Source organism: Pedobacter sp. MC2016-05 (assembly GCF_026239735.1).
Taxonomy (GTDB): domain Bacteria; phylum Bacteroidota; class Bacteroidia; order Sphingobacteriales; family Sphingobacteriaceae; genus Pedobacter.
Map to the genome: position 1 here is coordinate 74,310 of NZ_JAPIVT010000010.1, position 26,338 is coordinate 100,647.

Here is a 26,338-nt window from a genome sequence, read left to right on the forward strand (position 1 = left end):
GAAAGAAGGGAAAAGGAACCGCGATGTTGATAAAAGGAATTCATTATCCACACATCTTAATCACACCTAATAAGCTTTATTTTCAGCTATTTACGCTTGTTTTAACATTTGATGTTAATAATTATTTGTTAAATCGATAATTAAAATCAGTAAAATTATAATGTGTTTTTCTGCGAATTGGCACGGTTCTTTAATAGTTATTAAATATGGAAGAAGAATTCTTTTTTGAATCCAACGAAGACGCACAACGCTCTGTAGAACGTTATGAAGAAATGCTCCGCAACCAGGATCAGTATTTCTTCGATGCCGGTGCTTTCGAATATATTGTGGACTTTTACATCGAAAAAAACGATCCGGTTAAGGCTTTGCAGGTAGTTGAGTTTGCAATTAGCCAACATCCTTATGCAACCGTTTTTTTGATTAAACAAGCACACCTATACATTATAACCAACAATAATGAACACGCATTTATCTCTTTGCAGAAAGCCGAATTATTAGAGCCATCAGAACCTGATATTTATTTGCTTCGTGGTAATATTTTTCAAAACACGGAGCGTTTTAGCGAGGCTTTGGAGAACTACGAAAAAGCATTACTCCTTGCTGAAAGTACAGATGAAATTTTGCTGCAAATTGCTTATGTACACCAGAGCATGGGCGATTATGAAAGTGCAATCACTTATATTAAGTTAAGCTTGGAGCAAAATATGGAAAACCAGGATGGCTTGTACGAGCTGGCTTTCTGTTATGATGTGCTTGATAAACAAGAAGAAAGCATTAAGTTTTATCAGCAGTACATTGATACTGATCCGTACTCTTATGCCGCCTGGTATAATTTGGGGAACAGTTTTCATAAACTAAACCTTTTTGAAAAAGCAATTGATGCTTATGATTATGCGATCTTAATTAAAGAAGATTTTAGTTCGGCTTATTTTAACAAAGGAAACGCATTAGTGCAGTTGGATAAATACGATGAGGCTATTGAAGTTTACAAGCAGACCTTTGAGTATGAGCAGCCCAACGCAGATACTTATTGTGCCATCGGAGAATGCTATGAAAAGCTTGAAAAGATGGATGAGGCCCGTTCTTATTACAAAAAATCGGTAAAAATGGATCCGAAAATGGCTGATGCTTGGTTCGGAATCGGGGTTACTTTAAACCATGAAGAGCGTTATTTCGAGTCGCTGCATTTTTATAAAAAAGCTATCGATTTGGAAGCTGAAAATGCCGATTTCTGGTTTGCAATGGCTGATGCCTATTACAAACTTGGCCAAATAGAAGAATCTATAGTAGCTTACGAAAAGGTATTGGAATACAATCCACTTGATATTGAGGCGTGGTTGGATTTTAGTACGGTGCTTTATGAGCAGGGAAAATTGTTGGAAGCATCGGAAACAATGGCCCAAGCGATAAAAAATAACCCGGAAGCTGCAGAACTCTATTACCGAATGGTGGCGTATCTTTTTGCCATGGGAAACTATGCAGATGCACTCGGTTATCTGGAAACTGCTTTAATAACCGATCCTGATAAGCATTATATTTTGTTTGAATATTTGCCACAGTTACAGGATAACAGCGCCATTATCAACGTGATAAACCGATATATCAGGTAACAGTCTTGTGAGAAAAATTTAACAAATAAATCTGAAAATTTTTTTCACTTTTGTACGCATATGAATTACCCATTATTAAACGTTCCTGAACGTCCATCTAAACCTCGCCAAAGTGGCTATACAATGGTTATGGATAAGGGATTAAGCCTTCGCCAGGTAGAAGATTTTATAGAGGTTGCCGGCGTTTATACAGACATTGTAAAACTAGGTTGGGCTACATCACACGTTACACCAAACCTTAAAGAGAAACTAGCTTTATATAAAAGTGCAGGCATTCCTACTTATTTTGGTGGAACGCTTTTCGAAGCCTTTATTATCCGTAATCAATTTGAAGATTATCAGCGCATTTTAGACCAATATGGGATGGAATATGCAGAGGTTTCTGATGGATCTATCGAAATTGAACATGATTTGAAGTGTGGGTATATCAGCGAATTGTCAAAACAGGTAACTGTAATTTCTGAGGTTGGAAGTAAAGATGCAGCAAAAATTTTCGCTCCATACAAATGGATTAAATTAATGCAGGCAGAAATTCAGGCAGGATCTTGGAAAGTAATTGCCGAGGCTCGTGAGGGTGGCAATGTTGGTATTTATCGCGGAAGTGGTGAAGTTAGGGAAGGCTTGGTTGATGAAATATTAACTCAAATTCCGGAAGAAACGATCATTTGGGAAGCGCCTCAGAAAGAACAGCAGGTTTGGTTTATCAAATTGATCGGATCGAATGTAAACTTGGGCAATATCGCCCCGGCAGAAGTTATTCCTTTGGAAACTATTCGTTTAGGCTTGCGTGGAGATACTTTTGATTACTTCCTCAACCAAACTAAATAATTTATATCGTTACTATCAATTAAAAAGCAATCTTATTGAACGATCAATAGATTGCATTTTGATTCGCATAATGCATCAATGCTTATGAAAACATACGGCTTAATTGGATTTCCATTATCCCATTCCTTTTCAAAAAAATACTTTACCGAAAAGTTTGCCAATGAAAAGATTGCCAATCATCAGTATGAACTTTTTCCCATAGAGGATATAAATTCTTTAGCTGACTTGCTCGCCGAAAATCAGTCGCTTTGCGGATTAAACGTTACTATACCTCACAAAGTTAGTGTATTGCCGTTTTTAAATGAGATTGAAGAGGCTGCAGAAAAAATAGGAGCCGTAAATTGTATATGTATCAAAAGATTTGAAGGCGAAACTTATTTAAAGGGCTTCAACACAGATGCCTATGGCTTTCAAAAATCACTGCAACCTCTTTTAAGCAACCAGCACCGTAAAGCATTAATTTTTGGAGATGGTGGTGCGGCGAAGGCAGTTAAGTATGTTTTGGAGAAATTAGGTATTGAATACAAAGTAGTGGTTCGTAAAGCTGCTAAAGGCACAATTTTATATTCAGAAATTACGGCAGAGATTTTAAAATCGCATAAATTGCTCATCAATACCACTCCACTGGGGATGTCGCCAAATACAGATAGTTTTCCTGATATCGATTATACTCAACTTGGAGTTGATCATTTGGTTTACGATTTGGTTTACAATCCTTTAGAAACTGCGTTTTTGTCAAAAGCTGCGGCGGAGGGTGCTCAAATAAAGAACGGACTGGAAATGCTTTACAAACAGGCAGAAAAAGCCTGGGCTATTTGGAATAAATAGTTTAACTTATCGCTGTTTGTGAATGTTTTTCGTTAGGGAAGCAAAATTATTTCAGAATGTTATGAAATTCAAACCCTTAATATTTATCGCTTTCTTTGTAGCTTTGGCCTGTTTTGCTTGTCAAAACAATGATTATAGTCCCAAACCAAAGGGCTACTTTCGAATCGAGTTTCCGAAGAAAGCGTATACAGAATTTCAAAAGCCGGTTCCCTATCAATTTAAATATCCTGTCTACGCAACTCTGGAGAAGGATCAAAGTAGAGATGCTAGGGAGGATTGGTACAACTTACACTTTAAGCAGTTTAACGGTTATCTGCACCTCACCTATTACGACGTTTCAGGTAAAGAGGAATATAATCATATGGTTGAAGATGCTAGGAAACTGGCTTTTAAACATACCCTTAAAGCGAGCGCCATCGATCAGCGAATTATCAATTATCCAAAACAAAAGGTTTATGGAATTTATTATGCCATTGAAGGTAATACCGCTTCATCTGTTCAGTTTTTTTTAACTGATAGCGCGAAACATTATTTCAGAGGCGCTTTATATTTTAACGAGCGACCGCAATTTGATTCAATTGCACCAGTTGTTAAATTTATTAAGACGGATATTGATATCCTGATTTCTACCTTTAGATGGAAAAATTAAAATCTTTCTTTTAAAAGAATTGCTATATATGATTACCGTAAAAACATTCACATTCAACGCTTACAGTGAAAATACCTATGTTCTTTATGATGAAACATTGGAATGTGTGATCATCGATCCTGGAATGTACGAAGGTTACGAGCAAAATGAATTAACAGCCTTCATTAAGCAAGAAAATCTTAAACCAGTTTTGTTGTTAAATACACATTGCCATCTTGATCATGTATTCGGGAACAAGTTTGTATTTGATACCTATGGATTAAAACCAAAATTTCACAAAGGTGAACTGCAGGTGTTGGAAGCGGTGCCGAGTTATGCGCCATCTATGGGTTTTGGTAAATATGAAGTTTCGCCCTTACCAGATGAGTTTTTTCCTGAAACCGGAGCAGTCACCTTTGGAGATAGCATCTTAGAATTAATCTTTGCTCCAGGGCACTCACCTGCGCATTTATGTTTTTATAGCAAGGCTGATGCGGCTTTGATAGGTGGCGATGTATTATTTTATGGAAGCATAGGAAGAACAGATTTGCCTGGTGGAGATCATCAGCAATTAATTCAAAACATTTCATCAAAACTTTTCGTTTTACCCGATGAAACTAAGGTTTACCCAGGGCATGGTCCTGCCACAACTATTGGTTTCGAAAAACAACACAATCCTTTTTTTTAAAATGCAGAATAGAATATAGTCTCCTTTACTCTATAAGCCTTCAATCTTTTAATAACTATCTTTGCCCGGTGAATACAGCGCTATATATTGCCAAACGTTACTTGTTTGCGAAAAAGTCTACCAATGCCATAAACCTGATATCGGGCATATCAATGGTTGGTGTTATGGTGGGCAGCGCCGCTTTAATTATTATCCTTTCGGTTTTTAATGGTTTAGAAACGGTAGTGCTGGGTATGTTTGATACCATTACGCCTCAAATAGCCATAACACCGGCCAAAGGGAAAACCTTTGATCCGAATACGACTTATTTTAATGCATTAAAGAAAAACAAAGATGTTTATGCTTTCTCAGAGGTGTTACAAGAAAAAGCGCTTTTAAAATATAATGATAAACAGGCTGTAGGATTGGTTAAAGGCGTAAGTGCCGATTATTTGAAAAACACGAAATTAGATAGTACCATTAAAGAAGGTAGGTTTGTTCTTCAAAATAAAAGCGGTTTCAATGGTGTAATGGGTTCTGCATTACAAAGTTATTTGACGGTAAATACTTTAGACCCCTTTACCGAATTGGAAATTTATTCGCCCAAGAAAGATATTTCGGTGAACTCTTTGAACCCAACGGATGATTTTATTGCTAAAAGTATCCGCGTAAGTGGCGTATTTGAGGTACAACAAGAGTTTGATAATGGCATTATTGTTCCCCTTGCTTTTGCTAGAGAACTACTTGATGAAAGTAAAAATGTTTCTGCTATCGAGATTGATTTCAATCCGAATGTTGATGTAGATAGTTATAAAGATCAGATTGCTGAAAAGCTCGGAACTGCTTTTGTGGTAAAAAATAGGGCAGAACAAAATAGTTCTCTGCATCATATTTTCAATTCAGAAAAAAGTATGGTGTACATTATTTTAACATTTATTTTAATAATTGCTATATTTAATATTGTTGGCTCCCTAACCATGTTGGTTATAGATAAAGTAAAAGATATTGCTATTTTAAGTAGTTTAGGCGCAAGTAAAAAACTAATAAAACGTATCTTTTTATTGGAAGGAATGATGATCACAATGTCAGGCTGTGTATTTGGTCTTTTAATTGGTATCGGCTTTTATTATGTTCAACATACATTTGGTCTAATCAAAATGGGCGAAGGAACTTTGGTCAATTCCTATCCTATCGCACTGAAATGGAAAGACTTTATTTTAGTATTTATCACAGTAGGCACTTTTTCATTTTTGGCATCTGCTTTGTCATCAAATCTTAGTGTTAAAAGGATAGATCAGATTAATCAAAATATATAGGATGAGATTATTTAAACAAGCATTTTTATTTGTTGTGCTCCTTGGCGTGGCGGTTACCGCTTGTAATAGAACGGAAAAGGCTGAGGGCGGAAAAAGTAAATTGAAGATTGTTAAAGGGCTATATAGTTTTGGGCCTGAAATGAAATCCTTTACCCTTTGTGAAGATGGGAGAGAATATTGGGTTACAGATAGCGTTAAAAATTTAGAGCTGTCTTACAGCAACTTAGGTTTCGAAAAACCTTACGAGCCTGTTTATGTGGAGCTAGAGGGATATATCGCAAAATCTGATACCTCAACAGTTTCCGCAGATTTCGATTCTACTTTGGTAGTTACCAAGGTGATTAAAATTAGTAAGGAAATTCCTGATGGCCCTTGTGGGCAATAATATTTTCCCATTTATCTTCAAAGCCTACACTTAAGCCATATTCTCTTCTGTCGGGTGCTTGTACTGATTTTGCTCCATAAGCGACGCCTGATCATAAATGTAATTGCTCTTGGAGAAAAAATAAACATACCCGCAGGGAATGATGGATAATTTTTATTCGCATTTGCGAACATGATTGTTCCCTTATTCTATTACCGCCTCAGCATGCATCACCGTTCCATCTTCTCTTGGTACAATCAACTTGATGTCTGCATCAAATACATCCTTCAAAAAAATCAATAAATTTTTCTGTTTCCTTCACCACTGGTTAAGCCATAATTGGCACATAGTAATCCGGTACTTTTATAGATATTAAAATTTATCTTGGCGTTTAGCTCGCTTTCCGTCCGCTATACCTCTGGTGAAAAGTTGGGGGATATCGCTGCAATCGTTAACGCAAAACCCAAAGCGTTGATCGTTCACAAGTCAATATAGAGTTATCAATTTCAATTAAACAAAAACGGCCTTCTGGTTTATCCAGAAGGCCGTCCTAAAAATCAATATTCACGTCTACCAGAATATAGAATAGAGCGCTACTAATATTCCGCAAACCAGTAATGATCCAACTGCAAATCCTGGATCCACCTTAAACATGCTGCTGTCTATCTCTAAACCATTTGATTTATCGCCTTTTTTGTTTTCAATCATACTAATGATAAACATCACTACAATACAGATCACAAACACAAAACCCATTCTATCGAGGAAAGGAATTTCGTAAACCCCTTCTGCATTTGCTGCAGAGAAACCAAAATCATGCAAGAATGATAAATCCATCATTCCTGGTAAAAATTTTAATAACACTGATAAACCGAAACCGCCAATAGTAGCGAACAATGCTGCGTTTGAAGTCGTTTTTTTCCAGAAGAAACCAAGAATAAACATGGCGAAAATACCGGGACTTACAAAACCTGTATATTCCTGAATAAACTCAAATCCACCTTTTTTATCAATACCCAGGAAAGGAGAAATTGCTACTGCAATAGCCATCGCAATAATCACAACCATTCTTCCTGTTCTCACCAAAGTCTTTTCAGAAGCTTCTTTTTTAATGTGTTTCTTGAAAATATCTAGAGTGTAAATGGTAGATATACTATTAATTTTACCAGCCAATGAAGCTACAATTGCTGCCGTTAATGCTGCAAATGATAATCCTTTTAAACCTGTAGGCAAAATATTCAGCAACGTCGGGTAAGCTCTATCCGGGCGAAGTTCGCCACCAGGCATCATCGAATTTACATCAATACCTGTTTTTTCCTGATACAACATATACACCGCTATACCTGGTAAAACAACGATTAAAGGCATCAGAAGCTTCAAAAACGCGGCAAACAGAATACCTGCTCTTGCTGTTTTTAAATCGGCACCTAAAGCACGTTGAGTGATATACTGATTACAACCCCAATAGTTTAAGTTTACAATCCACATACCACCTAACAATACGGTCATGCCCGGTAAAGAAGCATAATTGGCACTGTCCTTTTTGAAAATCATATGGAAGTGATCTGGTGCTTTTTCTCTCAAAAATGCTAAACCATCTAAAACGCCATCGCCACCAAAGTGATCACTAACCAGATTTAGTGCTAAATAGGTTGTAGCTAAACCACCAAAAATCAAAAATGCCACTTGAATAACATCGGTATAACCGATAACCTTCATACCACCTAAAGCGATAATAACAGCGAAGACAGCTAAACCTGTCATACAATACCAGAAACCTATACCAGATATACTACTTACGGCCAATGCGCCAAGATAAAGGATAGAAGTTAAGTTTACTACCACATATAATAACAACCAAAACACCGCCATAATCATGGCAACGGTGCCATTGTATCGCTGACTTAAGAATTGCGGCATGGTGTAAATCTTGTTTTTAAGATATACCGGGATAAAAAATGTTGCTACAATAACCAGCGTTGCAGCAGCCATCCACTCGTAGGTAGAAATGGCCAGCCCCATTTTAAATCCATCCCCACTCATGGCCACAAATTGCTCTGCACTAATGTTAGAGGCAATTAGCGACGTTCCAATGGCCCACCATGTAAGCGATCCTTCCGCAAGGAAATAATCCTTACTGCTCATTTGAGCTTGCTTTTTACGATGGTAAATCCAGAAACCATAAATTGCTACAACCGCAAAATAGGCTAGAAAAATAATGTAATCTGTTACTTTCATTTAAGATAAGTTATTTGGTTTAGAAGGCTAAATGTAATAAAATCATAAATTAAATTTCAATTTATTTGATTTAAAAATGTTATTAAGACATTTATTATTTCTATTCGCAAGATTTTATATATATCTGTTGATCAAATTTTCAAGATATTCTTGTTTGCCACTGCGTACTTCAGGCTCTCCATTTTCGGCAGCATAGTTTCTTAAATCTTCTAAACTTAACTTCCCTTGTTCAAATTCTGCACCTTTTCCACTATCGAATGAAGCATAACGATCTGTTCTTACTTTTTTATAATCTGATTTTTGAAGAATGGCATCAGCGGTAATTAAGGCTCTGGCAAAAATATCCATTCCCCCAACATGTGCATAAAATAAATCTTTTGCATCAGTAGAATTACGACGGATTTTAGCATCGAAGTTAACACCTCCGCCCTGTAAACCGCCACCTTCTAAAATAACCAGCATCGATTCGGTTAACTCATTAATGTCGTTAGGGAATTGATCCGTATCCCATCCATTTTGGTAATCGCCACGGTTGGCATCGATAGAACCCAATAAGCCATTATCTATTGCAACCTGTAACTCATGCTGAAAAGTATGCCCAGCCAAAGTAGCATGGTTGACCTCCAGGTTTAATTTAAAATCTTTTAACAAATCATATTCCTGCAAAAAGCCTTTAACGGTTGCAGCGTCATAATCATATTGGTGTTTAGACGGCTCGCATGGCTTAGGCTCGATGAAGAAAGTTCCTTTAAAACCTTGTTTGCGAGCATAATCTTTTGCGGTGTGTAAAAACTTAGCCAAATGTTCCTGCTCACGTTTCATATTAGTGTTCAGCAAGCTCATGTAGCCTTCTCTACCACCCCAAAAAACATAGTTTTCACCGCCCAAGGCAATTGTAGCATCTAAAGCTGCTTTAACTTGTGCAGCGCCGTGAGCCAAGACATGAAAATCTGGATTGGTTGAAGCGCCATTCATGTACCGTTTGTGGCTGAACAAATTTGCTGTTCCCCACAGTAATTTTACGCCGCTATCTGCTTGTTTTTGTTTTGCATATTCAACCAAAGCCTGTAGCCTACGCTCATTTTCCGCAACATTGTCACCATAATCAACCACATCCACATCGTGGAAACAATAGTAAGGCAATTGCATTTTAGTAATAAACTCAAACGCTGCATCCATTTTGTCTTTAGCTCTTTCTACAGGATCACTTTTTTCATCCCAAGGGAATACATGTGTTGCGCCACCAAATGGGTCAGCTCCATTTCCATTGAACGAATGCCAGTAGGCGCATGCAAATTTGAAGTGCTCGTTCATGGTTTTGCCAGCTACAATTTTATTTGCGTCATACCATCTAAAGGCTAATGGATTATCACTTTCTAATCCTTCGAACTGAATTTGATCGATGCCTTTGAAAAATTCTTTTGATCCTGTTACTACTTTTGTCATTGTGATCTTTTTATGTGATTCTACTTTAATGCTTTAATTAATATTTCTTTCCATTCCTGATAAATGGGCTCGTATTCTTCCGAATTTTTTGGGGTCAAGGTTTCAATCACTTCGTGGTGGGTGAAGGCTTCTTCTGCAGTTTTGAAAATCCCCGCACCGATGCCGGCTCCCAATGCCGCCCCAACACTACCATCGTTTTCGTAAAGTTCCACGGCTACTCCGGTAACATCAACAAAGGTTTGTGCAAAAACATCGCTTAAAAAAAGATTTGCCCGCCCTGCTCTGATTACTTTTGGTGTCATTCCGTTCTCTCGCATGATATCCAGACCATACCTGAAAGAAAAAGCGATACCTTCTTGAACTGCCCTAAAAATATCGGATAGATTGTGAGTATTTAAATCGATACCTAAGAGTTGGGCACCAGTATATTTGTTGTTTAACATACGTTCAGCGCCGTTTCCGAAGGGTAAAACTTTTAAACCCCTACTCCCGATTGGTGCCTGATTGGCCAGACTGTTTAATTCCTGATAAGTTGATTGTGGCGCAAAAGTATGTTTCGCCCAGCGGTACATGCTGCCTGTTCCATTAATACAAAGCAAAACGCCTGTATTTTTTTCTAACGAAGAATAGGTTACGTGGGCAAACGTATTTACACGGGATTGTTTGTCATAGGTTAAGCTATCGCTCACGCCATAAATTACACCTGATGTTCCGGCTGTTGCCGCTACTTCTCCAGGTTTTAGCACATTAAGTGATAGCGCATTGTTTGGCTGATCTCCAGCTTTATAAGCTACAGGAATTCCGGGTGTTAGTTCTAGTAACCTTGCAATGCCTTCCTTTAAAAAGCCGTGAGAAGCAAAAAGTTGATTTACCTTTGGAATGATGCTGTCCTCTAATCCATAACAATCGATCACATCTTTTGAAATCTCATGTTTCTGAAAATCCCAAAAAATCCCTTCTGATAAAGCTGATATGCTAGTGGTTATATCTCCAGTTAGTTTCATCGCAATGAAATCTCCTGGCAACATTATTTTATCAATTTTTTGATAAATACCAGGTTCGTTTTCTTTTACCCAAGCTAGTTTGGACGCGGTGAAATTTCCGGGAGAATTTAGCAAACTACTCAAAGCCTTTTCATGCCCTATTTTGTCAAAAGCCTTTTCGCCAATTTCAACCGCTCTGCTATCACACCAGATGATACTATCACGCAAAACATTTTGATCTTGATCTACCACAACTAAACCATGCATTTGGTAGGCGATGCCAATGGCTGCAATGTTCTTAGGATCAAACAACTTGGTTGCGTTTAGTTTTAAAATCGCTTGCTGCGTATTGTGCCACCAATCTAATGGAGATTGTTCAGCCCACCCGTGTTTAACGGATTTTATTTCCGTTTCTTGTTCAGGGTACTGTGCTGTTGCTACACATTTTTGACTCGCCACATCTACAACTGCAACTTTTATAGACGAAGTGCCTAAATCAATACCTAATAAATACATTTGTTCTGATTAAATTAATATCTGGTTATGCAAACGGTTGCATAAAGATAGTTCTTAAATTATAATTCGCAAATTATTTCCAAAAATCTGCACAAAACAATTTTCAAAGTACCCAGAAAAGGTTCCCCATATTTAATAACAGTTGTTACAACCTTTGAATTTGGCTCTATCTTTTTATCCGAACTAATATTTTGTAGTATTTATTAAATTAGCAGATTAAAACAAGAACGAAACATATGCAACAAATCACTTGGGAGGATTTTGAAAAGGTCGATTTGAGAGTTGGAACGGTACTGGAAGCTCTTGAGTTTCCAGAAGCACGCAGGCCAGCCTATAAATTGAGAGTAGATTTTGGAGAAATCGGCATAAAAACCAGTAGCGCACAAATTACTAAACATTATACCTTAGCTGAATTACCAGGGAGGCAAATTGTAGGAATTATAAATTTTCCAAAGAAACAGATTGGCAAGTTTATGTCTGAATTTTTAGTAACTGGTTTCGCTGATGAAAATGGTGACATTGTTTTAACATCTGTTGATAGAAAGGTCCCGAATGGCAGTAAACTGATTTAATCGTGTGATTAGTTACCTGCAGATTTAAGATCATAAACAACGCTGATTGTCGCAGATAGTTGATGCATATTGCGATTCACCTAGATTTTCGATTTTTTTCTGCCAGATCTGCGGGGGAAGTTGGCCTTATATCAACATAAAGAATAAACTATATTTGCCGTATGAGTTTTTATAATTTCGAAGAAACCAATCCAGAAGCAGAAGATATTCACTATATGAAACTGGCTTTGGAGGAAGCTAAAAAGGCGTTGGCCGAAGATGAAATTCCGATTGGAGCAATTGTAGTGAGCAAAAACCGAATCGTTGGGCGAGGTTATAATTTAACCGAAAAGTTTAATGATGTAACTGCGCATGCAGAAATGCAAGCTTTTACATCAGCGGCTCAAACCCTGGGTGGGAAATACCTTAGGGATTGTACTTTATACGTTACCATCGAGCCTTGCGTAATGTGCGCTGGCGCAAGCTATTGGACCCAAATCAGCAGAATCGTATACGGAGCTAGGGAAGAAAAGCGTGGTTTCATTTCAAAGAATGCAAATTTACTGCATCCTAAAACTGAACTTAAAGGTGGCGTTCTGGCAGATGAGGCAGCAATTTTAATGAGGGATTTCTTTGTTAAAAAACGATAGCTAAAGATTTAGGGTCTAGTAAATTTGATATTCCGGTAACTTTTGCAAAGCTTAAATCCCTCCAATTTCTTTCATCATAAATTGAAAGGAAAACGATTTGATGATATTTACATGAACAAATCTTAACCTACTAATGTTATATTTGCTACAGAAACATTTTAAAATCTTAAAACATAAATACTATGGCTTTTGAATTACCTGCGTTACCGTACGCAACCGACGCATTAGAACCGCATATTGATAAAACTACCATGGAAATTCACCATGATAAACATCATCAAGCTTATGTTACCAACTTAAATAAAGCTGTTGAAGGTAAGCCTGAGGCTAGTTTAAGTATTGAAGAAATTGTTGAAAACATTTCAAAATATCCTGCAGCAGTTAGAAACAATGGCGGGGGTCATTATAATCACTCTTTGTTTTGGAAAGTTTTAGGCCCGAATAAAGGTGGAGAGCCAACTGGCGATTTAGCTAAAGCAATCAACGATACATTTGGTTCGTTTGCTGAACTGAAAACTAAATTGCAAGACGCTGGTGCAACTCGTTTCGGTTCTGGTTGGGCTTGGTTATCAGTTGGTGCTGATAAAAAACTTCAAGTTTCCTCTACACCAAATCAAGATAACCCTTTAATGGATGTTGCTGAAGTAAAAGGTACGCCAATTTTCGGTATCGATGTTTGGGAGCACGCTTACTATTTAAAATATCAAAACAAACGCCCAGATTATTTAGCGGCTATTTGGAATGCTGTTAATTGGGATGCTGTTGCTGAACTTTATAAAAAAGCTTTATAAGTTTCCATTTATAATAAATTTTGAAAGTCTCGATGCAAATCGGGACTTTCTTGTTTTAAGATAAATAAGTAACTTTGCCACTGTAAAATATTCAAAATGAAGAAGATTATATTTTTATTTCTTTTAGTGATTGGGATGGCAGGTTTAGCAAATGCACAGCAGAATAAGATGCCAACACCAGATGAAATTGCGAAGAAAAATGTGGAGGATTTGGATAAAAGATTGAAGCTGAATGATACTCAGAAGAGTGTGATTTATCGCTTCACCTATAATCAGGCTAAAGAACAGGCAGATTTAATAAAAAGACAACAAGCTGGCAACTCCAGAGATGAGGATGTAGATAAATTCTATAAACTACAAAACGAAACCTCGAAAAATATCCGTAACGTGTTAAAAGGCGAACAACAAACCGAATACGATAAAGTTATCGAAGAGCGCCTGAGCGGCAAAGCGAATAAAGATAAAAAGAAGAAAAAGAAAAAGGGCGAAGAAGAGGTTGAAAGCGATATCAAAGGATTGCTGTCTGCACCACCGCTTGATCCACAGAAGCAATAAAGAAAGCCATGCCTGAAGTTATAGTAGGCACAATTGTACTTGGTTTATTGTTGTCGCCACAACTGCTAGCCGGTTTTTTAGCCAAACGAACTGGGAGAAATTTCTGGTTTTGGTTTTCAATATCTTTCCTCATTCCAATCATTTCCTTAATTATTCTTGTTTTTTTGGAGGATAAGAATCCGAAGAGCGCTGGCTATAAGCTGGCAGATCATGTTGGGAAAGATTAAAAGGAGTTCAAGGTTTTAGTGTTCGTTGAATTGATACTTTCGTTCGTTCGGTAATATTGGATCAAGTTGTGCTAAATTTCCTTCTACAAAATATTTCACAATTTGCCGTAGATCCTGAACTAGCACTACATCTGCATGTCGAGCTTCCCAAACTTTCTTCTCTGTTTTGCCGGTGATTAATTTAGTAAACCAACCTTTTTTCTCAAAACGATACCAAGAAAAGTTTACAAGCAGGTTTAAATTTTCCTCATGCAGTGTCATTCATCTATATACTTGGACTAAATATTAAGGTTTCGCCCATTAACCTCATCGGATATATCCAAATATCAATAATCTAATAATAGATATGCTCATTGCTGCGGTAAGAGTGATAATAATTCTTTTCCTGTTGCCAATAGAGGTTTTTGCAAATTAAAGAAGAATTTCATTTTTGTTTTCTTTGTATGTTAAGGAGTGAATAGAGCGACATCTTTTTGTTGGTTTTTGACAATTCCTATCTCTGATCGGCAAGGCGTTTGTAAGAGTTAGTACTTTTACCAATAAAAGATTTAGCGCAATGCCCGGCCGAATCCAGCTGATTAATATTGGTTCTGCTTTCAAATTCATCTTCTAATAAGATTGCTACATCGCTACGCGCTTCGCAATGACGATAAGTCATTAAACTTTTTATCATCAACTATTTGATAATAAAAGTTTTCTATCTATCTTTGCAGTCCCAAATTTAATGGGAATAATAAATTGTTTAATAAATTAAATACAAGCAAGTGAATACGTTAAGTTACAAAACTGTCTCTGCCAATGCGAAAACTGTTAACAAACAGTGGATTGTTGTTGATGCACAAGGCGAGATTTTGGGGCGCTTGTCATCGAAGATCGCTATGATCATCCGTGGTAAAAACAAGCCTGAGTACACCCCACACGTAGACTGCGGAGATAATGTTATTGTTATCAATGCAGACAAGGTTAAATTGACAGGAAACAAATTCAGCGAAAAGCAATATGTTTCTTATACTGGTTATCCAGGTGGTCAGCGTTTTATTTCTCCTAAGGAGTTAATGGCGAAACACCCTCAACGTGTAATCGAGAAAGCGGTACGTGGTATGTTACCGAAAACTAAATTGGGTAAAAAACTTTACACCAATCTTTTTGTGTATGCTGGTGAAACTCACCCTCATGCAGCTCAATCTCCAAAAACCATTAAACTTTAAGAAATGTCAGTTACTAACACTTCAGGAAGAAGAAAAACAGCTGTTGCACGTATCTACTTAAAAGATGGTGCTGGAGCAATTACCGTTAACGGTAAAGATCACAAAGTTTATTTCCCAACTTTACCTTTGCAATATATCGTAAACCAAAGTTTAGAAGTTTCTGAACTTACAGGTCGTTATGATATCACTGTAAACGTACAAGGCGGTGGAGTAAAAGGACAAGCAGAAGCTGTTCGTTTAGCTATTGCTAAAGCGATTGTTGAACTAGATGCGGAGAAAAAACCTGCATTACGTGCTAAAGGCCTAATGACGCGTGATATGCGTATGGTTGAGCGTAAAAAACCAGGACGTGCTAAAGCTCGTAAGAAATTCCAATTCAGTAAACGTTAATCACAGGAGGCAAGAACAATGGCAAGAACAACTTATCAAGACTTATTGGATGCAGGTGTACACTTTGGTCACCTTACCCGTAAATGGAATCCGAAAATGGCTCCTTACATTTTCATGGAGCGTAATGGAATTCACATTATAGATTTAAATAAAACTTTAACTAAAACTGAAGAAGCTGCGGCTGCGATTAAACAAATCGTAAAATCAGGACGTAAAGTATTATTTGTTTCAACAAAAAAACAAGCAAAAGGAATCGTAGCTGAGCAAGCTAAAAAAGTGAACATGCCTTTCGTAACCGAGCGTTGGTTAGGTGGTATGTTAACTAACTTCGCTACCGTTCGTAAGTCAATTAAAAAGATGGTTACCATCGATAAAATGACTAAAGACGGTACTTATTCGATTCTTTCTAAAAAAGAGCGTTTGATGATTCAACGTGAGCGTATTAAATTAGAATCACTTTTAGGTGGTATTGCTGATTTAAACCGTTTACCTGCAGCTTTATTCTTAATTGATGTTAAGAAAGAACACATTGCGGTAACTGAAGCATTAAAATTAAACATCCCAACTTTTGCGATGGTTGATACAAACTCTGATCCTTCTAACATCGATTTCCCAATTCCAGCGAATGATGATGCTACGAAATCAATCTCTTTAATCACTGATGTAATTATCAAAGCTATTGAAGAAGGTTTAGATGAGCGCAAACGCGAAAAAGATGATGAAGCTGAGAAAGAAGCAGTAGCAGCGAAAGTTGCAGCTGATGCTCCCGAAGCCAAAGAACCTAGAGCAGCTGGTGAAAAAAGACCAACTACTAAAAAGGTAACGGCTGAAGCAGAAACTGAAGCGCCTTCATCAGAAGAAACTAAAACAGAAGAATAATTAAGTTATAAGTTATAGGTTATAAGTTGTAGGTAAAGCCCGCAACCTGTAACCTGTAACTTTTAACATTTTAAGGAACTTATAAAATTTTTAAACATGTCTACAGTACAAATTACTGCCGCTGATGTAAATAAACTACGCCAACAAACTGGCGCTGGTATGATGGATTGCAAAAAAGCTTTAGTAGAAGCTAATGGCGATTTCGAAGCAGCTGTTGATTTATTGCGTAAAAAAGGTCAAAAAGTATCTGCCGCTCGTTCTGGTAATGCTACATCTGAAGGTCTGGTATCAATCGCTGTTTCAGCAGATGGTACAAATGGTAAATTAGTTGCTTTAGCTTGTGAAACTGAACCAGTTTCTAAAGTTGAAGATTTCCGTAATCTTGCTCAGGCTGTTTTAGCTGCAGCGGTTGCTAACAATCCTGCTACTGCAGAAGAGTTAGAGGCAATTAAATTAGAAGATGGACGTACAGTTGCCGAAACTATTACTGAATTAACTGGTAAAATTGGCGAGAAAATCGTTATCCAAGAGTATGCAAACGTAACTGGCGAGAAAATTGTTTCTTATATTCACTCTAACGGTAAAATGGGTGTTTTGGTAGTATTCCAAGGTGCTAATGGTGTTGATATTACTGACGCTGGTAAAGATGTTGCAATGCAGATTGCTGCAATGAACCCAGTTGCTGTTGATAAAGACGGTGTAGATCCTGCTACTATCGAACGTGAAATTGAAATAGCTAAAGACGTTATTCGTCAAGAAGGTAAACCAGAAGAAATGGTTGAGAAAATCGCTGCCGGTAAATTGAACAAATTCTACAAAGATAGTACTTTATTAAACCAAGAGTTTGTTAAAGACGGTTCAATGGATGTTCGTAAATTCTTAGACAATACGGCTAAAGGATTAACGGTAACCGCTTTCAAACGCGTTCAGTTAGGTGCATAAGCATTTGTAAACAATATTAAGAAGTCCCGATGAAAATCGGGATTTTTTTTGACCATTTTTTTCGAAAATAACAACTTGATGCTCTTGTGTAGCTTTAGTCTTGTCATTGTTTCAATCTTTTTGATTTGTTTTTACTTTATAATATTGTCAATACCTTCGCCGTTGTAGGCAGGAACCGCACATGAATCTAGTGGGACCACGAAACAAAAAGTATCTCCACGCTATCGCATTTATAAGCAAAGGTGAGTACTCAAAAGGCGAAATTAGGTTTCAACTTAGTAACTTGAGTTCGATAATTAATTGATATAAAAGATGTTAAAGCGATATTTCGTATATTTAAGTATACTTAACGAAATAAAGCATTACATAAAATAACGTTACCGATTTTTCTGCATTGTTCATGAGTTTTGCCAGAACTTTGAAAAAACGACTAAAACATCATTTTAGGCAAGCTTTCATGAGGCCCGTCACGATATCTGATAGCGAGATCGTCAGCATTCTTCTTTTATTTCAGATTAGCGACTTTAAATGCTTCCAGCATTATTATATTTTCTACGTCCAGAAGCATAGGTAGGATGGTTTCTCAAAAAAAGTGTCTTATAACCGCTTTGTTGAACGTAACCAAAGTGTAATCATGCCTTTGAGAATCTTCTTAAAAACCTGTTGTTCTGGGTTATTGTACAGGAATTTCTTTCGTGGATTCTACACTGATAAGAGTTTGTAAGAAACAACGTATAAAAGCAAATTAGGTTTTCAAAGGCATCGCTGAAGTTGGAAAATCAACCATGGGATGGTTCTATGGGTTTAAACTCCAGCTACTTATAAATGATAGAGGAGAAATTCTTAACTTTCTTATCAGTCAAGGAAATATAGATGATAGAGAGCCTTTAAAGAGAGAAGGGGTTCTCAAAAAAATATTTGGAAAGCTAATTGGATACAAGGGATATATCTCTAAAAATTTGTTCGAGACCCTCTTTACTGATGGCCTTCAATTGGTGAAAGGGATCCGCAAAAAATTGGAAAATAGCCTGATAAGTATAAAGACAAGATCATGCTACGAAAAAGATAAGTAATCCAAACGGTTAACGATGAAGTTAAAAATATTGTCAAATTGACCACTCTAGAGATCGTTCTTTCATTAATTTTATCATAAATATGATAGCAGGATTGGCTGCATATAGCATCTTCCAAAAGAAGCCTTGTATCAAATATGAAACTGTAAAAACTAATCAGTTGTATGCTTTTTAATAATAATCGAACTCAGGTTAGTAACTTAGGCCAGTAAAAAGCAAATCTTATGTTCCATATACCAAATGCTAAATTTTTCGATGATGGTGTTCTGCAAGAAAGGAAAAGCATTAAAATCGATCAAGGTAAAATCATTTCAATTGAAGCATCGGAAGAAGATTCCGAGACAGAATTTCTTGTTCCCGGCTTAATCGACCTTCAAATCTATGGCGCCGGAGGGAAACTGTTTTCAGCAGAGCCCACAGTAGAAGCACTTCGGGTAATGGAGGACGATTTGCTCAAAAAAGGCACCACAGGTTTCTTGGCTTGTATGGCTACCAATACCCCAGAGGTATTTCATGCATGTATCGCGACAGCAAAAGAATATCGTTCATCAGCCAGAAATCTTTTAGGCTTACATTTAGAAGGTCCATTTTTAAATCCAAAGCGTTTGGGCGCACATGTTCCTGAGTTTGTACGGAGAGCTACCTTAGACGAGATTAAAGAATTATTGGATTTTGGAGATGGTGTAATTAAGATGATGACTATCGCGCCAGAATGCAATGACGAAAAGGTAATTAGTTATTTGATTGATAATGGTGTAGTAGTTTCCCTAGGCCATAGCAACGCTACTTTTGAACAAGCTAACGCCGCGTACAATATGGGCATGCACACTACTACGCACTTATTCAATGCAATGAGCCTTATCCATCATCGTGAACCTGGCATACCAACGGCCTTGTTCAACCACAATAGGGCTATGTCTAGCATTATTGTGGATGGGCAGCATGTAGATTTCGAGATTGTAAAATTTGCCAAGACGCTACTTAAAGAAAGATTGTTCTTAATTACTGATGCGGTAACAGAATGTAACACAGGGCCGTATCAGCATATTAAAAGAGGTGAAAAATATGTTATGCCAGATGGAACACTTTCGGGATCATCACTAACCATGTTGCAAGCGTTGAAAAATTGTGTTGAATACTGTGATATTGCCTTAAGCGAGGCGATAAATATGGCTACAGTTTATCCGGCAAAGTTGATTGGAATTGAAAACCTGACTGGCAAAATAGTGAGTGGTGGGGATGCAAATCTGGTTATTATTGACAATGATTTGAATCTGAAGCAAGTATTTTTCCATGGAGAAGAAGTTTCAATCTAAATAATTACATCAATTGTTAGAAACAATAGCTCGGTATTAAAAAATTGTTGATATTTTTGAAGTCATGAAATACAAACGCATCCTACTAAAGCTTAGCGGTGAATCACTAATGGGCGAAAAACAATACGGTATTGATAATGAACGTGTTAAGCAATATGCTGAAGATATTAAAGCAGTACACGACAAAGGTCTGGAAATTGCAATCGTTATTGGTGGAGGTAATATTTTTAGAGGATTAAGTGCCGAAAAAAGTGGGATGGACAGAGCTCAGGCGGATTATATGGGCATGCTAGCTACTGTAATTAACTCTATGGCATTACAAGATGCGTTGGAAAAAGTTGGTATAAAAACCCGCTTACTTACGGCCATTAAAATGGAACAAATTTGTGAGCCGTTTATCCGCCGTAGAGCGGTGCGCCACTTAGAGAAAGGCCGAGTTGTTATTTTTGGGGCTGGAACAGGAAATCCTTACTTCACTACCGATTCTGCCGCCGCGTTAAGGGCCATTGAAATTAAAGCAGATGCAGTATTGAAGGGAACACGTGTTGATGGTATTTATACTGCAGATCCTGAAAAGGATCCGTTAGCGACTAAATACGATGAAATATCATTTAAAGAAGTATATGCAAAAGGTTTAAACGTAATGGATATGACTGCTTTTACTTTATGTGAAGAAAACCAGGTTCCTATTATTGTGTTTGATATGAATAAACATGGTAATTTCATGAAAATTGCTAATGGCGAACCAATTGGTACTTTGGTGAAATAAAGCTTAAATTATTATTTTTGTAGAAATACACATATTATGAACGAACTCATACAATTGCAATTAATGGATGCCCAATCTTCTATGGATAAGGCTATCGATCATTGCGAATCAGAATTAACTAAAATTAGAGCTGGTAAGGCTTCTGCAGGAATGCTTGATGGTATTTTTGTAGATTACTATGGTGCTTCTACCGCCTTGTCTCAAGTATCTAGCATCAACACGCCAGATGCCAGAACGATTGTAATTCAGCCTTGGGAAAAATCGTTATTGGTGCCAATAGAAAAAGCTATTCAGGTAGCAAACATTGGTATCAACCCTCAAAATGATGGTATTGTAATTCGTTTAGTTGTACCACCATTAACTGAAGAACGCAGAAAAGACTTGGTTAAAAAAGTAAAGGAAGAGGCAGAACGTGGACGCATTACCGTTCGTAACATCCGCAAAGATGCCAATACCAAAATACAAAAGCTAAAAGGAGAAGGTGTATCTGACGATGAAATAAAGACAGGTGAGGGCGAAGTACAAAAATTAACTGATGCTTATATCGTTAAAGTTGATAAGCATGCAGAAGCAAAGGAAAAAGATGTAATGACCGTTTAGGTCATCAATCAAAAAAATAAAAAGGGAATAAGGTATAACTTATTCCCTTTTTTTATGCTGCTTTTTTGGAAGGGTAGATTCTCGTTCGATTAATTTGGTGGATAACACAACTTGCTTGAAAGTTGATTCCTGTTCTTTCGACTCTAGTTTTAAAAGCATTATCTTCATCAGGTTTTCAGCAATTTCCCGTACCGGCTGCGCAATTGCAGTTATAGATGGCGTATAAAATTCGAGTAGCTCAAAATCATCAAAAGATAGCAAAGCAGGTTTTGATGAAGGTGATATTCCCATTTGTTTCAGCGTTCGCAAACCATCGAGGCAAATGTAATTGGCAGAGAAAATTACCGCATCAAGTTGCTTTTCCGAAGAAAAAAATGTTGTCATTTGTTCTATCGAAGTTAAATCAGAACGGTCATATTTGACCTTTTTAATAGTAGTAGGAAGTTGGTGATCTTTCATGGCTTTTTCATAACCCGCTAACCGATCAACCATTTGTTGTAAATCTGTTTCGAGTGTTACAAACCCTATATTCTGATAGCCGTTATTGATTAGGTAGTGTGTGGCGTTAAAGGTTGCCCCCGCATTATCTATCACCACGTAATCGGTTTGAAGTTCAGGTACATATCGATCAAAAAGTACTACCGGTGTATTGGTTTCAATTAGTTTTTTAGTTTCCGCTTCAAATCCTTCTGGCAAAGCCATAATGTATCCATCCACGTGCCGGTCACGAAATATCTGGAGTAATTCGATAGCCTTTTCATGACTATTGTGGGTACTGCTGAAAAGAATTTTGTATCCATTTTCTGAGGCTTTCTGATCTAAATGATGCGCTATACGGGAAAAAAAAGGTTCAGAAATATCGTCTACAAGAAAGCCAATTACATTTGTTTTTCCAGTACGCAGGCTCTTTGCTAGGGTATTGGGCTGGTAACCCCATTTTTCAACCAAATCAAGTACCTTTTTGGTAACTGCCTTGCTTATATTTTTTTCTTGAGCTTTGCCATTTATCACGAAAGAAACGGTAGTGATAGATATATTTAATTCGTTTGCTATATCTTTTATTTGGATTTTATTTTTCATTAATGTGGTATAACACTTACAATAGATCGAAATATAGGAAATATTTGAATATTAACTCCATATTAATATTGGCACCGAATAAGGATAAAGGCGACTTCGACCTAAACAGTCTAAAAAAAAGAGCAACCTATCCAGGATTGCTCGATTAACTAACTTATTATTCATAAAAAATGCTGTTGGGGAAGGAGTCGAACCTTCAAGGGGTAGTTAGCTACAGTTCAAAAAATTAATTGTGGTCAACCCAATAAACTGCGTTTATCCCATTATTCCCCACCACCGAGACAAGGAGGCGTGTCTGCCAATTTCACCACCCAACATTTTAGTCATTAGTCTAAAGTCGAAGTAAGGAGTCTAAAGACTACTGACTAGGGACTTGGACTAAGTCGCTGTAGGGGAAGGAATCGAACCTTCAAGGAGTGGTTAGCCATTGCTGGTTTTCCATGATCTCCGCCACCGAGACAAGGAGGTGTGTCTGCCTGTTTCACCACCCTACATTATGTTCAGCAATTGTGAAAGAACGTTCCCTTTTTGTTAATTGCTTGATACAAATGTAAAAGAACTCTAAATGCCTTGCAAATATTTTAAACATTTAATTTTATTTTTATAATATTGATAAATTTTTATAAATTCGCTTATCATAATTCAAAAATATGCTTAAAAAAGACAATTCCAATTTAGAAATTGACAACCTTGATATTGATATATTAAAACAGTTAATGCAAGATGCGACGAAACCTTATACGGAAATTGCGAAGGATTTAATCGTATCTGGCGGTACAATACATGTTAGAATGAAAAAATTACAGGAGATGGGCATTATAAAAGGCTCTCACCTGATTATAGATCCACAGAAGGCAGGCTACGACATTTGTGCTTTTTTAGGAATTTACCTGGAGAAGGGAATACAATACAAAGATGCTGTTGCTCAATTAAGTAAAATTAAGGAGGTGGTAGAGTTACATTATACGACTGGATCTTATAGTATGTTCGCAAAAATTATTTGTAGGGATACAAACCATTTGCGCCATGTGCTTAATGAAGAAATTCAGGCTGTTAATGGAATTCAACGGACAGAAACCCTAATTTCTTTGGAAGAAAGCATTAAAAGACAGATTGAGCTAGGATAAAGGTTTTAAGTTATAGGGGTTGTAGGTTTTAAATGACCGAGGATAAGCAAACCAAAAGTAACGATTTGCTGATTGTAAGCCACTTAGACCTGATGCAGTGAACACTAATCTTGAATTTCTTCTGCAGAAGTAAAACGTAAAACGGGAACAAATTATAGTATATGCAGAAATTTGCTCTTCTAATCTTAATAATCATATTTATAATGCGGCCTTCGATTTCGGTCAGGTTGGAGACCCGAGAAAAAAAATAAGCTACTTTAACAGCTGATAAGCAATTAATGCAGCGAAATAGGCCATGACTGTCATATAAACCAGCTGAATGATAGGCCATTTCCAACCCTTGGTTTCGCGGTAAACAATTGCCACGGTACTCATGCATTGCATTGCGAAAGCGTAAAATAACATCAACGACACGCCAGTTGCAAACGTGTAAACCGGCAAGTTGGTTCGTGTGTTTTTTGATGTAGCCATTCGCTCGCGGATAGTAGAGGTATCTTCATCCCCACCGTCAACGCTATAAATGGTAGCCATCGTACCTACAAAAGCTTCGCGGGCGGCAAAAGATGTAATTAGGCCAATACCAATTTTCCAATCGTAACCGAGTGGACGAATGGCAGGTTCAATCCAATGCCCAAGAATGCCCACATAAGAATTTTCGAGCTTTTCTGTTGCGATCAATGTTTCAATATGGGTTGTGTTGTTAGTCGTATCTGCAAGTGCTGCTTCGTATTTTTTATCAATATTTTCAAAACGATCTCCGGGGCCAAATGTCGCCATTACCCAAAGGATAATAGAAATTGCAATAATCACTTTCCCGGCTTCTATTACAAAGGTTTTCGACTTCTCATACATGGTATAGAAAACGTTTTTCCACCTTGGCATTCGGTAAATGGGCAGTTCCATGATGAAGTAGGACCGCTCTTTCGTTTTAATGATAATTTTCATTACCCAGGCAACCAATACCGCTGCAATGATACCTACCAAATACATGATCATTAGCGCTAAACCCTGCATGTTGAAGATGCCTAACACGTTCTCTGAGGGGATAATTAATGAGATAATTAGAATGTACACTGGTAACCTTGCCGAGCAACTTACCAATGGCGTAACCATAATGGTAATCATTCTGTCTTTCCAGTTTTCGATATTTCGGGCGGCCATAATGGAAGGCACAGCGCAGGCCAAGCCACCTATCATTGGAACTACAGATTTACCATTTAAACCCACTTTGCTCATGATTTTATCCATCATGAAAGTAACACGAGCCATGTAGCCTGTATCTTCTAAAATGGAAATAAAGGCAAATAGAATAGCAATTTGAGGTATGAATACGAATATTCCACCTAAACCAGCAATAATTCCATCGAGCACTAAATCGGTAAGCATGCCTGCTGGTAGATATTTGTGACCAAGTTCAGTAATGAAACCAAAACCGCTTTCAATCCAATCCATCGGGTAGGCCGACCATGCAAATATGGCGTTAAAAATTACAAAGAGGATCAGTAGAAAAATAGCAAAACCCCAAACTTTGTGTGTTAAAATTGCATCGAGTTTATCGCTAAAAGAGAATTTTTGCGCCCTGCCGCTATCCGTTACTACATCTGATAGAATTTTACTTAAATGTTGGTAGCGAACAACCGTTTCTGCTGCCTGGATTTTCGACGATTCGAAATGGTGCGATTGTTCTATATGTTCAATTTCTTCTTGTTCTTGAGGGCTGAAGAAAGTTAAATATTCGTGTTGATGCAACACCTGTAAGGCATAGTAATCGTTATCAGAATTCAATTTGGATTTTATGGCATCAATTGCGGCAGGCGCTAAACTATTCACATCAACATCCTGAAATTGTGTGGCAATTTTAGTGGTATTGGCGATGGCTTGTTTCAAACGGTCGATACCAATATTATTCCTTGCAGAAATGGATACTACCTGGATGCCTAATTTTTCTGAAAGTTTATTTAGATCAATACTGATGCCTTGTTTTTCGGCAAGATCAATCATGTTCAACGCCAGGACTATTGGAATACCCAAATCGGCCACCTGCGAGTACAACAGCATGTTGCGTTTTAGGTTTGAGGAGTCAGCGATAAGCACAATAACGTCCGGATGACTATTGTTTTCTCTGTCGGCCAGTACCTGAAAAACGATGCTTTCATCGCTGCTTTTCGGATATAAGCTATAGGTTCCAGGCAAATCGATAATTTCGGCCTGTTTGCCATCAAGCATTTTCATAAATCCTGTTTTTTTATCAACAGTAATGCCTGGGAAGTTTCCGATTTTTTGATTTAACCCCGTTAAACGGTTAAAGAGTGTAGATTTACCTGTATTGGGATTACCAACTAATGCAACTTTAATATCCAAACCAGCTTATTTATTGAATGATAATAACATCAGCTTCGCTTTTGCGCAAACATAACTGATATCCAGCAACTCGAATAGCCATCGGATCGCCGAGCGGAGCAAAACGTTCTACTTCTACCACCTCGCCAGGCAAGCAACCCATTTCCATTAATTTAACAGATAAATCAAGATCTGTAAATGAAATGATGGTGCCCTTTTCGCCTACTTTTAGATTGGAAAGTTTCATTTTATGATCTTTGTTTACTCGTATTTCGTACCTTCTGAGTTCTTGATCTCTATCATCCCTTTACTCTTAGGTTATTCATGTGCTGAATGAGGCGAAGTTACCCTTTCTTTAGATTTATTCCAAATAACGATGGTTAACATTGCTGTTAAAAATCTTGTTTTACTAAATA

27 protein-coding genes, 2 tRNA genes and 1 pseudogene are annotated in these 26,338 nt (G+C 37.3%); 21 read left to right on the top strand and 9 right to left on the bottom strand.

All coding sequences use genetic code 11. The features are described 5' to 3' along the window. Window positions 1-206: 206 nt before the first annotated feature. The 7 genes from OQZ33_RS14085 to OQZ33_RS14115 all read left to right on the top strand — a co-directional run bounded on the left by OQZ33_RS14085 (window position 207) and on the right by OQZ33_RS14115 (window position 6,262). Complete coding sequence (locus OQZ33_RS14085; RefSeq protein ID WP_265799660.1) at window positions 207-1,610, top strand: tetratricopeptide repeat protein; 1,404 nt, start codon at window positions 207-209, stop codon at window positions 1,608-1,610. Between the two features lie 60 nt (window positions 1,611-1,670). Continuing rightward, window positions 1,671-2,438, top strand: a complete 768-nt coding sequence (locus OQZ33_RS14090; RefSeq protein WP_265799661.1) for a phosphosulfolactate synthase — start codon at window positions 1,671-1,673, stop codon at window positions 2,436-2,438. 84 nt (window positions 2,439-2,522) lie between these two features. Beyond that, the gene (locus OQZ33_RS14095; RefSeq protein ID WP_265799662.1) at window positions 2,523-3,266 is read left to right on the top strand and encodes a shikimate dehydrogenase family protein; all 744 of its coding nucleotides are present in this window, start codon (window positions 2,523-2,525) and stop codon (window positions 3,264-3,266) included. Between the two features lie 61 nt (window positions 3,267-3,327). Then, entirely contained in the window at window positions 3,328-3,915 is a 588-nt protein-coding gene (locus OQZ33_RS14100; protein WP_265799663.1) for a gliding motility lipoprotein GldD, read from the top strand. 28 nt (window positions 3,916-3,943) lie between these two features. Next, entirely contained in the window at window positions 3,944-4,582 is a 639-nt protein-coding gene (locus OQZ33_RS14105; protein ID WP_265799664.1) for an MBL fold metallo-hydrolase, read from the top strand. A 68-nt stretch (window positions 4,583-4,650) separates the two neighbouring features. Next, the gene (locus OQZ33_RS14110; RefSeq protein WP_265799665.1) at window positions 4,651-5,877 is read left to right on the top strand and encodes an ABC transporter permease; all 1,227 of its coding nucleotides are present in this window, start codon (window positions 4,651-4,653) and stop codon (window positions 5,875-5,877) included. Window position 5,878: 1 nt separating this feature from the next. Then, window positions 5,879-6,262: a hypothetical protein gene (locus OQZ33_RS14115; protein WP_265799666.1), complete on the top strand. Its 384-nt coding sequence runs from the start codon at window positions 5,879-5,881 to the stop codon at window positions 6,260-6,262. Between the two features lie 549 nt (window positions 6,263-6,811). Here OQZ33_RS14115 and OQZ33_RS14120 read toward each other — a convergent pair. From OQZ33_RS14120 to OQZ33_RS14130, 3 genes are all read right to left on the bottom strand, one after another. Beyond that, window positions 6,812-8,479, bottom strand: coding sequence for a sodium/sugar symporter (locus tag OQZ33_RS14120; RefSeq protein ID WP_265799667.1), 1,668 nt, complete (start codon window positions 8,477-8,479; stop codon window positions 6,812-6,814). Between the two features lie 114 nt (window positions 8,480-8,593). Continuing rightward, entirely contained in the window at window positions 8,594-9,925 is a 1,332-nt protein-coding gene (gene xylA, locus OQZ33_RS14125; RefSeq protein ID WP_265799668.1) for a xylose isomerase, read from the bottom strand. Window positions 9,926-9,945: 20 nt separating this feature from the next. After that, window positions 9,946-11,424, bottom strand: coding sequence for a xylulokinase (locus OQZ33_RS14130; RefSeq protein ID WP_265799669.1), 1,479 nt, complete (start codon window positions 11,422-11,424; stop codon window positions 9,946-9,948). A 236-nt stretch (window positions 11,425-11,660) separates the two neighbouring features. On the opposite strand from OQZ33_RS14130, the gene OQZ33_RS14135 reads away from it, so the two are divergent. From OQZ33_RS14135 to OQZ33_RS14155, 5 genes are all read left to right on the top strand, one after another. After that, window positions 11,661-11,996 carry a tRNA-binding protein gene (locus tag OQZ33_RS14135; RefSeq protein WP_265799670.1) on the top strand — a complete coding sequence of 112 codons (336 nt, stop codon included), beginning with the start codon at window positions 11,661-11,663 and terminating at the stop codon, window positions 11,994-11,996. A 161-nt stretch (window positions 11,997-12,157) separates the two neighbouring features. Continuing rightward, window positions 12,158-12,625, top strand: a complete 468-nt coding sequence (locus tag OQZ33_RS14140; protein ID WP_265799671.1) for a nucleoside deaminase — start codon at window positions 12,158-12,160, stop codon at window positions 12,623-12,625. Window positions 12,626-12,807: 182 nt separating this feature from the next. Next, window positions 12,808-13,416 carry a superoxide dismutase gene (locus tag OQZ33_RS14145; RefSeq protein ID WP_265799672.1) on the top strand — a complete coding sequence of 203 codons (609 nt, stop codon included), beginning with the start codon at window positions 12,808-12,810 and terminating at the stop codon, window positions 13,414-13,416. Between the two features lie 96 nt (window positions 13,417-13,512). Then, a complete protein-coding gene (locus OQZ33_RS14150; RefSeq protein ID WP_265799673.1) occupies window positions 13,513-13,971 on the top strand; it encodes a hypothetical protein in 459 nt (152 codons plus the stop codon). Between the two features lie 8 nt (window positions 13,972-13,979). Continuing rightward, complete coding sequence (locus OQZ33_RS14155) at window positions 13,980-14,198, top strand: hypothetical protein (RefSeq protein WP_265799674.1); 219 nt, start codon at window positions 13,980-13,982, stop codon at window positions 14,196-14,198. A gap of 15 nt (window positions 14,199-14,213) precedes the next feature. Here OQZ33_RS14155 and OQZ33_RS14160 read toward each other — a convergent pair whose 3' ends face one another. Further along, the gene (locus OQZ33_RS14160) at window positions 14,214-14,459 is read right to left on the bottom strand and encodes a hypothetical protein (RefSeq protein ID WP_265799675.1); all 246 of its coding nucleotides are present in this window, start codon (window positions 14,457-14,459) and stop codon (window positions 14,214-14,216) included. A 503-nt stretch (window positions 14,460-14,962) separates the two neighbouring features. Here OQZ33_RS14160 and rplM point away from each other — a divergent pair. The 8 genes and pseudogenes from rplM to frr all read left to right on the top strand — a co-directional run bounded on the left by rplM (window position 14,963) and on the right by frr (window position 21,375). Beyond that, window positions 14,963-15,406 carry a 50S ribosomal protein L13 gene (gene rplM, locus OQZ33_RS14165; RefSeq protein WP_010602007.1) on the top strand — a complete coding sequence of 148 codons (444 nt, stop codon included), beginning with the start codon at window positions 14,963-14,965 and terminating at the stop codon, window positions 15,404-15,406. 3 nt (window positions 15,407-15,409) lie between these two features. After that, window positions 15,410-15,796, top strand: coding sequence for a 30S ribosomal protein S9 (gene rpsI, locus OQZ33_RS14170; RefSeq protein ID WP_055913282.1), 387 nt, complete (start codon window positions 15,410-15,412; stop codon window positions 15,794-15,796). 18 nt (window positions 15,797-15,814) lie between these two features. After that, entirely contained in the window at window positions 15,815-16,675 is an 861-nt protein-coding gene (rpsB, locus tag OQZ33_RS14175) for a 30S ribosomal protein S2 (RefSeq protein ID WP_056848141.1), read from the top strand. A 96-nt stretch (window positions 16,676-16,771) separates the two neighbouring features. Continuing rightward, complete coding sequence (gene tsf / locus OQZ33_RS14180; protein ID WP_265799676.1) at window positions 16,772-17,617, top strand: translation elongation factor Ts; 846 nt, start codon at window positions 16,772-16,774, stop codon at window positions 17,615-17,617. A 393-nt stretch (window positions 17,618-18,010) separates the two neighbouring features. Further along, a pseudogene (locus OQZ33_RS24505) lies at window positions 18,011-18,865 on the top strand (IS982 family transposase). Window positions 18,866-18,914: 49 nt separating this feature from the next. Further along, complete coding sequence (gene nagA, locus OQZ33_RS14185) at window positions 18,915-20,006, top strand: N-acetylglucosamine-6-phosphate deacetylase (RefSeq protein ID WP_265799677.1); 1,092 nt, start codon at window positions 18,915-18,917, stop codon at window positions 20,004-20,006. A gap of 64 nt (window positions 20,007-20,070) precedes the next feature. Then, a complete protein-coding gene (gene pyrH / locus OQZ33_RS14190) occupies window positions 20,071-20,775 on the top strand; it encodes a UMP kinase (protein WP_265799678.1) in 705 nt (234 codons plus the stop codon). A 36-nt stretch (window positions 20,776-20,811) separates the two neighbouring features. Further along, window positions 20,812-21,375, top strand: coding sequence for a ribosome recycling factor (gene frr, locus OQZ33_RS14195; RefSeq protein WP_265799679.1), 564 nt, complete (start codon window positions 20,812-20,814; stop codon window positions 21,373-21,375). A gap of 39 nt (window positions 21,376-21,414) precedes the next feature. Here frr and OQZ33_RS14200 read toward each other — a convergent pair whose 3' ends face one another. The 3 genes from OQZ33_RS14200 to OQZ33_RS14210 form a co-directional block, all read right to left on the bottom strand. Continuing rightward, window positions 21,415-22,455 (bottom strand): LacI family DNA-binding transcriptional regulator, encoded by a 1,041-nt coding sequence (locus OQZ33_RS14200; RefSeq protein ID WP_265799680.1) that lies wholly within the window; start codon window positions 22,453-22,455, stop codon window positions 21,415-21,417. 173 nt (window positions 22,456-22,628) lie between these two features. Then, window positions 22,629-22,772, bottom strand: a tRNA-Asp gene (locus tag OQZ33_RS14205). A 69-nt stretch (window positions 22,773-22,841) separates the two neighbouring features. Continuing rightward, window positions 22,842-22,949, bottom strand: a tRNA-Asp gene (locus OQZ33_RS14210). Window positions 22,950-23,105: 156 nt separating this feature from the next. On the opposite strand from OQZ33_RS14210, the gene OQZ33_RS14215 reads away from it, so the two are divergent. Continuing rightward, window positions 23,106-23,582 carry an Lrp/AsnC ligand binding domain-containing protein gene (locus tag OQZ33_RS14215; RefSeq protein WP_056848148.1) on the top strand — a complete coding sequence of 159 codons (477 nt, stop codon included), beginning with the start codon at window positions 23,106-23,108 and terminating at the stop codon, window positions 23,580-23,582. A gap of 252 nt (window positions 23,583-23,834) precedes the next feature. Here the strand turns inward: OQZ33_RS14215 and feoB are convergent, their stop codons facing one another. After that, window positions 23,835-25,943, bottom strand: coding sequence for a ferrous iron transport protein B (feoB, locus tag OQZ33_RS14220; protein WP_265799681.1), 2,109 nt, complete (start codon window positions 25,941-25,943; stop codon window positions 23,835-23,837). 10 nt (window positions 25,944-25,953) lie between these two features. After that, window positions 25,954-26,169 carry a FeoA family protein gene (locus OQZ33_RS14225; protein WP_010600239.1) on the bottom strand — a complete coding sequence of 72 codons (216 nt, stop codon included), beginning with the start codon at window positions 26,167-26,169 and terminating at the stop codon, window positions 25,954-25,956. Window positions 26,170-26,338: the final 169 nt, after the last annotated feature.

What these genes read in the sequence shown, in the direction of transcription:
- OQZ33_RS14085 (WP_265799660.1), top strand. Translation starts at nt 207, where the DNA reads ATGGAAGAAGAATTCTTTTTTGAATCCAACGAAGACGCACAACGCTCT.
- OQZ33_RS14090 (WP_265799661.1), top strand. Translation starts at nt 1,671, where the DNA reads ATGAATTACCCATTATTAAACGTTCCTGAACGTCCATCTAAACCTCGC.
- OQZ33_RS14095 (WP_265799662.1), top strand. Translation starts at nt 2,523, where the DNA reads ATGAAAACATACGGCTTAATTGGATTTCCATTATCCCATTCCTTTTCA.
- OQZ33_RS14100 (WP_265799663.1), top strand. Translation starts at nt 3,328, where the DNA reads ATGAAATTCAAACCCTTAATATTTATCGCTTTCTTTGTAGCTTTGGCC.
- OQZ33_RS14105 (WP_265799664.1), top strand. Translation starts at nt 3,944, where the DNA reads ATGATTACCGTAAAAACATTCACATTCAACGCTTACAGTGAAAATACC.
- OQZ33_RS14115 (WP_265799666.1), top strand. Translation starts at nt 5,879, where the DNA reads ATGAGATTATTTAAACAAGCATTTTTATTTGTTGTGCTCCTTGGCGTG.
- OQZ33_RS14120 (WP_265799667.1), bottom strand. Translation starts at nt 8,479, where the DNA reads ATGAAAGTAACAGATTACATTATTTTTCTAGCCTATTTTGCGGTTGTA.
- xylA (WP_265799668.1), bottom strand. Translation starts at nt 9,925, where the DNA reads ATGACAAAAGTAGTAACAGGATCAAAAGAATTTTTCAAAGGCATCGAT.
- OQZ33_RS14130 (WP_265799669.1), bottom strand. Translation starts at nt 11,424, where the DNA reads ATGTATTTATTAGGTATTGATTTAGGCACTTCGTCTATAAAAGTTGCA.
- OQZ33_RS14135 (WP_265799670.1), top strand. Translation starts at nt 11,661, where the DNA reads ATGCAACAAATCACTTGGGAGGATTTTGAAAAGGTCGATTTGAGAGTT.
- OQZ33_RS14140 (WP_265799671.1), top strand. Translation starts at nt 12,158, where the DNA reads ATGAGTTTTTATAATTTCGAAGAAACCAATCCAGAAGCAGAAGATATT.
- OQZ33_RS14145 (WP_265799672.1), top strand. Translation starts at nt 12,808, where the DNA reads ATGGCTTTTGAATTACCTGCGTTACCGTACGCAACCGACGCATTAGAA.
- OQZ33_RS14150 (WP_265799673.1), top strand. Translation starts at nt 13,513, where the DNA reads ATGAAGAAGATTATATTTTTATTTCTTTTAGTGATTGGGATGGCAGGT.
- OQZ33_RS14155 (WP_265799674.1), top strand. Translation starts at nt 13,980, where the DNA reads ATGCCTGAAGTTATAGTAGGCACAATTGTACTTGGTTTATTGTTGTCG.
- OQZ33_RS14160 (WP_265799675.1), bottom strand. Translation starts at nt 14,459, where the DNA reads ATGACACTGCATGAGGAAAATTTAAACCTGCTTGTAAACTTTTCTTGG.
- rpsI (WP_055913282.1), top strand. Translation starts at nt 15,410, where the DNA reads ATGTCAGTTACTAACACTTCAGGAAGAAGAAAAACAGCTGTTGCACGT.
- rpsB (WP_056848141.1), top strand. Translation starts at nt 15,815, where the DNA reads ATGGCAAGAACAACTTATCAAGACTTATTGGATGCAGGTGTACACTTT.
- tsf (WP_265799676.1), top strand. Translation starts at nt 16,772, where the DNA reads ATGTCTACAGTACAAATTACTGCCGCTGATGTAAATAAACTACGCCAA.
- nagA (WP_265799677.1), top strand. Translation starts at nt 18,915, where the DNA reads ATGTTCCATATACCAAATGCTAAATTTTTCGATGATGGTGTTCTGCAA.
- pyrH (WP_265799678.1), top strand. Translation starts at nt 20,071, where the DNA reads ATGAAATACAAACGCATCCTACTAAAGCTTAGCGGTGAATCACTAATG.
- frr (WP_265799679.1), top strand. Translation starts at nt 20,812, where the DNA reads ATGAACGAACTCATACAATTGCAATTAATGGATGCCCAATCTTCTATG.
- OQZ33_RS14200 (WP_265799680.1), bottom strand. Translation starts at nt 22,455, where the DNA reads ATGAAAAATAAAATCCAAATAAAAGATATAGCAAACGAATTAAATATA.
- OQZ33_RS14215 (WP_056848148.1), top strand. Translation starts at nt 23,106, where the DNA reads ATGCTTAAAAAAGACAATTCCAATTTAGAAATTGACAACCTTGATATT.
- OQZ33_RS14225 (WP_010600239.1), bottom strand. Translation starts at nt 26,169, where the DNA reads ATGAAACTTTCCAATCTAAAAGTAGGCGAAAAGGGCACCATCATTTCA.